The organism is Flavobacterium sp. (assembly GCF_043720215.1).
In the GTDB taxonomy this organism is placed as follows: Bacteria; Bacteroidota; Bacteroidia; order Flavobacteriales; family Flavobacteriaceae; genus Flavobacterium.
Window position 1 is genome coordinate 1 of record NZ_JAYSSZ010000136.1, and the last position, 11,357, is coordinate 11,357.

An 11,357-nucleotide genomic window follows, 5' to 3' on the forward strand; every position below is an offset into this window, starting at 1 on the left:
TAGCGTAGTTGAAAAAAACGGAATTAAATATGGTGTAATTTATTTGCCTAAATTTTATATCGATTTTGAGAATAACGATAATAGAGATGCCGCAAAAGATATTGCAATTGAAGTTGAGCGTCTTAAAAAAGAAGGTGTTCAAGGAATAGTAATGGATTTGCGGGATAATGGTGGAGGATCTTTAAAAACAGTTGTAGATATTACAGGTTTGTTTATTGAAGAAGGGCCAGTTGTGCAAATCAAATCGGCTAAAGGTAAAAAAGAAGTGCTTTTTGACCATGATTCAAAAGTGCAATGGGATGGGCCATTGGTGGTTATGATAAATAATTTCTCTGCATCTGCATCAGAAATTTTTGCTGCGGCAATACAAGATTATAAAAGAGGAGTTGTTATTGGTAGTAAACAATCTTACGGAAAAGGGACAGTACAAAATGTGATAGATCTAAATCAGTTTGTTCCTAAAAATGATCCAATGGGAGATTTTGGAGCTTTAAAAACAACTACTCAAAAATTTTATAGAATAAATGGTGGTTCTACACAGTTAGAAGGTGTTTCTAGTGATATTGCTATTCCAGACCGTTATTCCTATATAAAAATTGGTGAACGAGATGTCAATAACGCAATGCCTTGGGATAAAATCGATGAAGCTCCATTTGAGGTTTTAAAATCTATAAATAATTTTGAAACAGTAGTAATCAATAGTCAAAAAAGAATAGTAGAGAACCCGCAATTTAAATTGATTGATGAAAATGCTAAGTGGATTAATGACAGAAAAGAAGATAATGTAATTAGTTTAAATATTAATAAATTTAAACAAGAACAAGTTGCTATTGAAGGTGCAACCAAAAAGTTTAAAGAGATTGCAAAATTTCAAAACCAGCTTAAATTTACTTCTCTTCCTCAAGAGTTAGAACTTATTAAAAAGGATTCATTGTTAGGTCAAAAAAGGAAGGATTGGCACGAAAGTTTGTCTAAAGATGCATACGTAGAAGAAGCTATAAATGTTTTAGGTGATATAAAAGGAGCAAAAATTGTTAACAAAGGATTAATAATTAAAGGAAGAAAAGATAAATTAGTTAAATCATAATACATAATACAAACTAGTTTTTTAGACCTTAAAATAAAACACAAAACCTCAGGCTTTTTTGAAAGTTCTGAGGTTTTACGTTTTAATGCATTGTTACAATTATTTTACAATTAGTTAATAGAGAATGGTTTAAAAGTATAGCTTTATGATTTATTCGACAAATAAAAACTGCATTTCATCGGTTTATTTATGCATTTCATCGATTTTTTAACGCAAATCATCACTTAGTGAGGCTGTTATCATTGAAAATTAGATTATATTTTTATTTTTGAACTAAAATTTAACAGTAAAAATATGATTACAAAGATATTTTCTCCACTCAAGACTAGTATTTTTAGTTTATTTATTCTTCTTTTTTTCTCAGCCACAAATAGTAATGCACAATGTGCAGGAGATGATAATCTAATTCCGCATACAATTTGCAATATTCCTAATCCAGCCAATCAAGCAGTAAATTTGTTTGCATTATTGGGAGGCGCACCAGTACCTGGAGGAACATGGTCAGATGATTTGTTGTCAGGAGGCTTAAATCCTTTAACGGGAATTTTAAATGTTTGGCAAATAGGTGAAAGCGGTGTGTATACTTACACATATACCGTTACGGGAGTTCCTGGATGTGCAGATAATACCGCTGTAATAACTGTTGTTGTAGGTGGTTATGCTGGTGTTCCAGGACCTAATGGTGTGGTTTGTGGAGATGAATCAGCCTATAATTTGTTTCAACTTTTTAACGGAGCCACCCAGCCAGGACCACAATTTAATGGTAACTGGTTTAACGTTACAACAGCAACTCCAGTTACAGGAAATACCATTGACCCAAGTAGCTTTAACGTTACAACCGGAACAACATATGAGTTTTCGTATACATTAGGTCCAGTTGGATCTTGTCTTTCTAGTACAGCTAGTGCTTTTTTAACTATTTTCCCGCCTGCAGAACCAGGAACTGCGGATAATCTTGAAATTTGTAGTTCAGACGGTTTTGCTGCCTTTACTAATGTGGATTTGTTTTCATTATTAACTGGTGAAGATGCTGGTGGTAGTTGGGAAGAAAATAATGGAACCAATGAGTTAACAACACTTTCTGATTCATTTATTAATGTTCAGAATATATATAATACTTTAGGAGCGGGTACTTATGCATTTACTTATGAAGTAAGACCTAGTAATCCAATTTGTAGTATTGAAAGCGCAATAGTAACAGTAACTATAGAAGATCCTGTAGATTATACTGGAATCACACTTAATGTATCGCCAGATATTTGCGAAGATCAAATGGCAACAGCAGTTTATACAGCCACGATTACACAAACGCCAGTTTTAATTCCTAATGCTTCTTATAATGTAACTTATATTGTTTCAGGACAAGTTACGCCAATTACAATTCCTGTCACTTTTACAGGTGGAGTGGCAACTTTTAACATTCCAAATGCTAATTTTCAATCAGTAAATACATTTACCGTTATTATTCAAGATATTGTTGCAGCAACTGCTTTAGGGATTTGTGTTAATCCAGTGCCGTTAATTCAGGATAATGTAATTGTTAGCCCAACACCAATAATCACAAATGGTATTTTAGATGCAGAAGATGTTTGTCAAAACAACTCTTCTAATGTGAACTTGTCAAATTTAGCGCCTCTTGCTGATGGAAATTATACAATAACATATAACTTATCTGGAGCAAATACAACTCTAATACCTCAAACTGCAATAATTATTGTAACTGGCGGATTGTCTAGTTTTTCAATTCCAGGAGGATTATTAGCAAATGCGGGTACCACAACGTGTACTATTACAAGCATTACAAATAATACAACTACATGTGTTGGACCCATAAATATCGTAGGATCATTTGAAGTAAATCCTTTACCTATGGTTCCTACTCTAACAATAGCAGTAGCTGATGCTTGCGAAGGACAAGATGTTCCGGTTACAATCACAGGATTAGGAGCTTTAACAAATGTTAATTTTGAATACGATTTATCAGGAGCTAATACATCTTTAGATAACATGATTTCGGTTCCTGTAACATCAGGAATTGCAATTTTTAATATTCCAGCCTCGTTGTTAACTAATGTAGGTACAACGAACATTCAAATAACCGATCTAATAAATACTGGAAACTCATGTGGCGTTATAGTTTCAGGGGTTTCTGATGATTTTGTAATTAATCCAAACCCTTTAGCAACTTTAATCTCTTCAGATAGTGATAATATTATTTGTGAAGGTGATATTGCTTCATTAAGCGTTAATCCTGGTAATTTTGTTGCTACTGATGCTACTTATGTTTGGAAATTAAACGGAGTGGTAATTTCAGGAGCTATTTCAATTACAACTCCAATTACAACATCAGGTATATATGAAGTAACGATTAATCTAAACGGATGTACTTTGGTTTTATCGTCAAGTTTTGTAGTTAATCCATTGCCATTAGCTACAGTCACCTCAACAGATCCTAATAATACAATATGTCAGGGAGAAACAGCAACATTAACGGTTACGCCTACAAATTTTGTTGTTACAGATGCAACCTATCAATGGTATTTAAATGGAGTGTTATTAGTAGGAGAAACTAATCCTCAAATCATACCAGCTGCAACAGGATTCTATGTGGTTGTAATAAGTTTGAATGGTTGTAGTTCTAACGTTTCTACACCATTTATAATAAACCCTATTCCAGCAGCGCCAATTACTGCAAATCAATCTTTTTGTGAGGCAGATAATGCAACAGTAGCAAGTTTATTGCCAAATGGCTCTCAATACTTATGGTATGATTCCTTAACAGGCACAATTCCTCTCGCATCTACAGTAGTATTAGTAAGTGGTACTTATTATGTTGAAGAAATCGGTCTTAACAGTTGTGCCTCTCCAAGAAGTACAAATGTTGTAACAGTAGATGTAGTAGCAACTCCAATATTAAATACAGATGGGCAAAACTTTTGTGGTGCTGATAATCCAACTTTACAAGAATTATCAAATAACACAACATCTGGCGGAACAGTAGTTTGGTATGATGCAGTAGGTGGAACACAGCTTCCATTAACAACATTATTAGTTGAAGGAACAACTTATTATGGTTACAGTGATTCTGGATTAGGATGTCAATCGTTAATTGGTTTAGCAGTGACAGTTTCACTTACAAATTGTGATACAATAAATCCAGAAATTACCTATGATTTCTTTATTCCAGATGGGTTTTCTCCAAATGGAGATGGTGTAAATGACACTTTTACTATTCCAGAGATCGAATTTTTATTTCCAAATTATACATTAGAAATTTACAACAGATACGGAAGTTTGATGTTTAGTGGCAATAAAAACAAACCAAACTGGGACGGAAAAAGTTCAGAATCTCCAAGTCTTACTAGTGGAATTGTACCAAACGGAGTTTATTTTTATGTTGTCAATTTCAACAAAGACAATAAATCACCTAGACAAGGACGTCTTTATCTGAATCGATAATCTCATTATTACATTAAACAAAATCAAATGAAAAAAATATTTCTATTTATAATCTTTTTCTGTTTTATAAATAAATCCGTAGCGCAGCAAGACCCAGAATATACACAATACATGTATAATATGAGTGTTATAAATCCGGCGTATGCAACAGGAACTCAATCTATGCTAAACTTAGGTTCGTTATACAGAACACAATGGGTTGGCGCTCTTGGTTCGCCTAAAACGTTAACATTGTTTGGGCATGTGCCTTTAAATAAAAATATCCAAGTAGGCTTGTCTATGATTACAGATGAGATTGGTGATGGTGCTAAGAAAGAGGATAATTTTTATGCGGACTTTGCATATATCTTACAGTTAGCTGGAAAACATAAATTCTCTTTTGGTATGAAAGCGGGTGTTACATCATTAACCACAAATTTTAATGGTTTCCGTTTAGAAAGTGGAGATGCTGCTTCTGATTTTGCTTTTTCCCAAAACATAAATGCTACCAAAGCAAATGTTGGTGTTGGAGCTTATTATTTTACGGATAAGTATTATGTGGGATTGTCTGCGCCAAACTTATTACCTACAAAACATCTTGAAGAACGTTCTGGAATAAATGCTTTAGGATCAGAAAATATTCATACTTTTTTGACTGCAGGTTATGTGTTTAGATTATCAGATTCATTCAAACTGAAACCAGCATTTATGACAAAACTAGTATTTGGCTCGCCATTAAATGTTGATATTACTGCTAATGTTTTGTATAACGACAAATTCGAACTTGGTGCAGCCTATAGAGTAGGTGACGCCGTTAGTGCGTTAATGAATATAAGAGCTACTAAGAATATAAAAGTCGGATATGCTTACGATTATACAATTTCGAATCTAGGGCAATTTAATTCTGGATCTCACGAAATTTTTATCCTATTTAATTTAGATTTATTAGGAAAAGGACATGATAAATCACCAAGATTCTTCTAAAATGAAAATAATGAAAAGATTACTCGTTATACTATTTGTGTTTTTAACACAATTTGCAAATGCCCAAGAACCAGATTTACAAAGAGCTAAACGTTACTTTGACAGAACGTATTATGCTGAAGCAATTCCTATGTATGAAGCTATAGTTGCTGATAATACTTCTGTTGATGTAGTAAAAAACTTAGCTGATTGTTATTATTACACAAACGATTTAAAAAATGCTCAAAAGTATTATCGTTTTTTAATAAAAACCTATTACAAAGATCTTCAAGAAGAATATTATTTTAGATATTCTCAAACACTAAAAGCTTCTGATAAATATGATGAAGCAAATGCTATACTGAAAGAATATTATTTAAAATCAGCAAATAGTGATGGTTTAGTAAATTTAGAAAAAGGAATCAAAGAACTTGAAAACATTTCTGCTATTGGTAAAAGATTCGAAATCAAAAATTTAGCAATAAATACAGCAAGTTCTGAGTTTGGAGCAATCGAAGAAAGAGAAAAATTAGTTTATGCAGCGGTTAAAAATAAACCAGGACTGTTCGATAAAGTTTATAAATGGAACAATGAAGCATATTTAAATTTAGTTTCAATTCCTTTAAAAAATATAACTTCAAAAGATTCTATTGTAAATTATTTTGCTGAAGAACTAAATACTTCTATGCACGAGTCTAATGTTATTTTTTCTAAAGATGGAAAAACGATTTATTTTACTAGAAATAATTCTAAAAACGGAAACAAAAAGAAAAACAAAGAAAAAATTTCAAATCTTCAAATTTTTAAAGCAGAATTAGTTGAAGGTAAATGGGGGAAAGTCACATCTCTTCCTTTTAATAGTGATAATTATTCTGTAGAACATCCAGCTTTGAGTGACGACGAAAAAACGTTGTATTTTGCTTCAGATATGCCAGGAACAAAGGGCTCTTTAGATATTTATTCGGTTAGTGTAAACGGAGAATCGTATGGAACACCTAAAAACTTAGGAAATCTAATAAATACAGACAAAAAAGAGCAATTCCCTTTTGTGTCAAGCGATAATAAATTATATTATTCGTCAAATGGACTTCCAGGTTACGGATCGTTAGATGTTTTTGTTTCCGAAATTAAAAACGGAGAATATACAAGACCATTAAACGTTGGTTTACCAGTAAATTCAAATGTAGATGATTTTGCTTTCAATATTGATTCTGATACTAAAAAAGGATATTTTGCCTCAAACAGATCTGGCGGAGTCGGAAGTGACGATGTTTACTCGTTACTAGAAACCAAAGATTTAATTATCGAAGATTGCAAACAATTTTTAGCGGGTACAATTACAGATGTAGATACAAAATTACCTTTAGAAAACGCTATTGTTCTTTTACAAGACGTTAACAAAAAAGAGATAGAAAGATTTACAACAACTGCTGATGGTAAATTTAGTTTTACAGTTGCTTGCGAAAAAGAATATGTAGTTTCTGCATCAAAAGAAAATTATACTGAAGCTTCTAAAGCATTTGTATTAGGAAAACAAAGAAATCTAATCAACGATGCTTCTTTGGCTCTAAAATCGCTTGAAGTTATCAAGCAAGAAGAATTGCTTGTAGCGGAAGAAATAAAGAAGAAAGAAGCTATTGCTGAGCAAAAGAAGAAAGAAGTAGAAGTAAAAGAAAAAGAAATTGCTGAGGTTATAAAACAAGAGAAAATCGAAAAAATTATTGCTCAAGAAAAAGATGTTGTCAGAGAAAAAGACAAGTTAGTAATCAAGACAGATCCTATTTATTTCGACTACGATTTGTGGTACATCCGTAAAGATTCTAAAGTTACCTTAAAACGTGTTATCGAGTTAATGAACAAATACCCAGACATGATTCTAGAAATAGGTTCACACACTGATATGCGTGGAAACGATAGATATAATTCAGTTTTATCCGAAAAAAGAGCACAATCTACTCGAGATTATCTAATAGATTTTGGTATTGCCGAAAACCGAATTACTGCAAAAGGTTACGGAGAATCAGAACCAATCATTAAATGTGAATCTGAAAAATCATGCACTGAAGAGCAACACGAACTAAACCGTCGAAGCGAGTTTGTGATAAAGAGTTTATAGTAAAAAAGGTCTAATGAAAATTAGGCCTTTTTTTGTATTGTGTATTATGTCTGTTTTATTTGTATTTAAACTGTTTTTTTATATAATAAATCATCCGATGTCTTATTTTTATTGCTAAAAAACTCTAAAATAGATTATGAATAGATTAACCTTTTTATTATTACTAGTTTCATTTAAAAATTATTCTCAAGTTGGCATAAATACAATTACACCCAATGCATTGTTTGAAATCAAATCCAGTAATCAAATCTCTCCTTCTAATACCGATGGAATAATTATACCAAAAGTAGATGTTTTTCCGGCAATAAACCCAACAATATCTCAGCAAGGAATGTTAGTTTATTTGACAACCGTTGACGGAACAAGACAACCCGGCTTTTATTATTGGGATAATGCATGGAATAGTTTTGGATGGGGTTTAAAAGGTAATGGAGGAACTAATCCTACTTCAAATTTTGTAGGAACTACTGATGATAATGATTTAATTTTTAAAAGAAATAATGTGCAATCCGGCTTAATTGGAACCACAAACACTTCTTTTGGATTAAACGCTCTTAGTACTTTAAATACAGGTATAAATAACACTGCCTACGGATTAAATTCTTTATTTTCTAATACAAGTGGCAGGTGGAATATTGCTAATGGATCAAATGCTTTATATTCAAACACAACTGGCAGCTTTAATACATCATATGGATCAAATGCACTATACTCAAATACAGATGGTTTTCACAATACTGCTTGCGGTTTCCAATCAATGTATTATAACACAACTGGTTTTGGAAACTCAACTCTAGGAACAAGTACACTTTCTAGAAATACTATTGGAGGTAATAATGTTGCGATAGGAAATACTTCTTTAACATATAACACCACTGGGGATTTAAATGTTGGTTGCGGAGCAAGCGCATTAAATAATAATAGAACTGGCTCGAGAAACACAGCTATTGGTTCCTTTGCATTGGCTAACTCAATCGCTGGAGAAAACAATGTAGCTATAGGTGCTAACGCATTATCATTAGCAACTGGTTCAAACAATATTGGTATAGGATATAATTCAATAGTACCTAATGCTGCAGGGGACAATCAAGTTCAAATAGGAAATACAAGTATTAATTATGCTGGCATACAAGTGGCTTGGTCTGTAACTTCAGACAATCGTTGGAAATCAAATATTCAAAAATCAAATTTAGGCTTAGACTTTATTAAAAAATTAAACCCTGTTTCTTACATTCGTAACAATGATAAAAATAAAAAAATAGAATACGGATTTATAGCACAAGAATTAGAACAAACGCTTAACACTTCGGATGCAATTAATAATGCAATTATAACTAAAGACGACTCAGGAATGTACAGCGTTCGTTACAACGACCTTTTATCGCCTATGGTTAAAGCAATTCAAGACCAACAAAAAATAATTGAAAGTCAAAATAAAAGAATAGAACTTTTAGAATCAAAAATTAAAGAAATAGAAGAAAAATTGTAAATAATATATTAGCCGAAAGGATTATTATTCTGCCTTTGTTAAAATATTTTTTTAAAAAATATTTAGTAGTAACCTAAACCGTCGAAGCGAGTTTGTGATAAAAAATTTATAAAATAAAGTAAGGTCTAGCGAAAGTTAGACCTTTTTTGTTTTCTTTAACAGTTTTATCTGTGTTTTAACGATTATTTTTGATATTTGACTTATTGATTGTTAGCTTTATAAAACAATTTTAAACACAAAAATCATGAAAACACTAAAAACAACAATTGCATTAGTATTACTTACGTTTTTTGCATTTTCTTGTAGCAAGGACGAAGATCCAGTGCCGGCTCCAGTACCGCCGGTAGTTTTGGCGCCATTACAAGATCCGTTGGCAGGCTATTTAGCCGCTTCAGGATTTGATCAAAAATTAACTAATCAGGTGAATTTGGGAGATTATGAATTTGGTTATTCTTTTATCCCTTTAGTCAATGGAAAAATAACGGCTATTGTAGCTAAAATTCCAGATGTTCACGCAGCTATGAGAGTAACTATTTGGAATAAAGCAACTGCAACAGTACTTCGAACAGAGACTATAGATATAGTTACTGCTGGCGTTGAAGTAACAAAAACAATTACCGCTTTAGATCTTGTTCAGGGTACTGAATATTTTATAACATTTAACAGTAACGACTGGTATGACCATAGGAAAAATGATAGCTCAAATGTTACTTATCCTTTTACAGTAGGAGATATTAGAATTACTTCTTATTCGTTTGCAAGTGGAACAGCTCAAGTTTTGCCAAGCTCTCCTCAGTTAAGTTATTATGCTGGTGACTGTAGTTTTAAGTTTCAAAAATAATATCTATTTACTATATTAGTATATAAAAAAGGTTTGCTGAAAGCAAGCCTTTTTATGTTAAAAAATAAATTTATTTTTAGTACATTTGAGATATGAATTTAGAAACTCAAATAGCAAAAATATCCAGTTTTCAACACCTAGAATTGCTTGCGAATCAAATTGTAGAAGGATTTATTTCGGGAATGCACAAAAGTCCGTTTCATGGTTTTTCGGCCGAGTTTGCTGAGCATAAAACCTACAATATTGGTGAAAGTACCAAACACATCGATTGGAAATTATTTGCCAAAACCGATCGATTGTACACTAAGAAGTACGAAGAAGAAACCAATCTACGTTGCCATCTTATTATAGACAATTCGTCATCCATGCATTATCCTAAACTAAAAGAAAATCAGTTTTTTTATGAAAATAAAATAGGATTTTCAGTTTTAGCATCGGCAGTTTTAATGAATTTATTAAAAAAACAAAGAGATGCGGTGGGTTTAAGCATATTCTCTGACAAATACGAATATTACGCTCCCGAAAAAGGGAGTGATCGTCACCACAGAATGCTGCTAAACAAGTTAGAAAATACGCTAGAAACTCCAAAAGAGACAAAGAATACAGATACGATTACTTTGCTGCATCAAATTGCCGAAAAAATGCATCGCCGTTCCATGATTGTTTTGTTTACAGATATGTTTCAGCCAGAAGAGGACGAACGTCTGTTTAAAGCCTTACAACACCTAAAACACAACAAACACAAAGTGGTTTTGTTTCACGTTATTGATAAAAAAACAGAGCTAAATCTTGATTATGACAACACACCACGCAAGTTTATCGACTTAGAAACAGGTGATGAGGTGAACCTTTTTGCCGAAAACGTAAAAAATAACTACGAAAAAGCGGTAAATAACTACTTCGAAAAAGTAGCAAACACCTGTTCTTTATACAAAATAAAGTATGTTCCTGTATCTGTTGACGAAAACTTTGAAAAAATAATAACAACGTATCTAGTTGAAAAACAAAAATTTGGCTAGTATGGAAAATAAAATTTCAAAAATATCTTAAAAAAGATTTGCGAAAGTTAAAAAACATTGTATCTTTGCAACCGCAATTAAGCAGAGGTTTGGTAGTTCAGTTGGTTAGAATACGTGCCTGTCACGCACGGGGTCGCGGGTTCGAGTCCCGTCCAGACCGCTAATTGGGAAAAGCGATTCAGAAATGGATCGCTTTTTTGTCCCAATAAAGGTTTTAAGATTAGTTGTGTTGTTTAAGCTACGACTTTGTAACTCGTAGCAGGTTTAGTAGTTAGACCAATGAAAAGCTTTCCACTTTTGTGGATGGCTTTTTTGTTTTTTATGATGTCTTGTCCTAAAATAGCGATACATAAATTCATCGTTATGGAAAACACCCAGGAACCTCGCTATGTAAAGCGTACCCA

7 protein-coding genes and 1 tRNA gene are annotated in these 11,357 nt (G+C 32.5%); all 8 read left to right on the plus strand.

Features of this window, described 5'->3' with window-relative positions:
* The coding region (locus ACHZC3_RS06345) for a carboxy terminal-processing peptidase (protein ID WP_394759035.1) at positions 1–1,087 on the plus strand (1,087 nt) is incomplete at its 5' end.
* Between the two features lie 294 nt (positions 1,088–1,381).
* Positions 1,382–4,546 (plus strand): gliding motility-associated C-terminal domain-containing protein, encoded by a 3,165-nt coding sequence (locus tag ACHZC3_RS06350; RefSeq protein ID WP_394759036.1) that lies wholly within the window; start codon positions 1,382–1,384, stop codon positions 4,544–4,546.
* A 27-nt stretch (positions 4,547–4,573) separates the two neighbouring features.
* Positions 4,574–5,509 carry a type IX secretion system membrane protein PorP/SprF gene (locus tag ACHZC3_RS06355; protein WP_394759037.1) on the plus strand — a complete coding sequence of 312 codons (936 nt, stop codon included), beginning with the start codon at positions 4,574–4,576 and terminating at the stop codon, positions 5,507–5,509.
* A 10-nt stretch (positions 5,510–5,519) separates the two neighbouring features.
* The gene (locus tag ACHZC3_RS06360; RefSeq protein WP_394759038.1) at positions 5,520–7,604 is read left to right on the plus strand and encodes an OmpA family protein; all 2,085 of its coding nucleotides are present in this window, start codon (positions 5,520–5,522) and stop codon (positions 7,602–7,604) included.
* Positions 7,605–7,740: 136 nt separating this feature from the next.
* Positions 7,741–9,093: a tail fiber domain-containing protein gene (locus ACHZC3_RS06365; RefSeq protein ID WP_394759039.1), complete on the plus strand. Its 1,353-nt coding sequence runs from the start codon at positions 7,741–7,743 to the stop codon at positions 9,091–9,093.
* Positions 9,094–9,337: 244 nt separating this feature from the next.
* Complete coding sequence (locus ACHZC3_RS06370) at positions 9,338–9,934, plus strand: hypothetical protein (RefSeq protein WP_394759040.1); 597 nt, start codon at positions 9,338–9,340, stop codon at positions 9,932–9,934.
* A 92-nt stretch (positions 9,935–10,026) separates the two neighbouring features.
* Positions 10,027–10,953 (plus strand): DUF58 domain-containing protein, encoded by a 927-nt coding sequence (locus ACHZC3_RS06375; RefSeq protein ID WP_394759041.1) that lies wholly within the window; start codon positions 10,027–10,029, stop codon positions 10,951–10,953.
* 86 nt (positions 10,954–11,039) lie between these two features.
* Positions 11,040–11,113: transfer RNA gene (locus ACHZC3_RS06380), tRNA-Asp, on the plus strand.
* Positions 11,114–11,357: the final 244 nt, after the last annotated feature.

Excerpts from the sequence above, each read along its gene's own strand:
- ACHZC3_RS06350 (WP_394759036.1), top strand. The coding sequence starts at position 1,382 with ATGATTACAAAGATATTTTCTCCACTCAAGACTAGTATTTTTAGTTTA.
- ACHZC3_RS06355 (WP_394759037.1), top strand. The coding sequence starts at position 4,574 with ATGAAAAAAATATTTCTATTTATAATCTTTTTCTGTTTTATAAATAAA.
- ACHZC3_RS06360 (WP_394759038.1), top strand. The coding sequence starts at position 5,520 with ATGAAAAGATTACTCGTTATACTATTTGTGTTTTTAACACAATTTGCA.
- ACHZC3_RS06365 (WP_394759039.1), top strand. The coding sequence starts at position 7,741 with ATGAATAGATTAACCTTTTTATTATTACTAGTTTCATTTAAAAATTAT.
- ACHZC3_RS06370 (WP_394759040.1), top strand. The coding sequence starts at position 9,338 with ATGAAAACACTAAAAACAACAATTGCATTAGTATTACTTACGTTTTTT.
- ACHZC3_RS06375 (WP_394759041.1), top strand. The coding sequence starts at position 10,027 with ATGAATTTAGAAACTCAAATAGCAAAAATATCCAGTTTTCAACACCTA.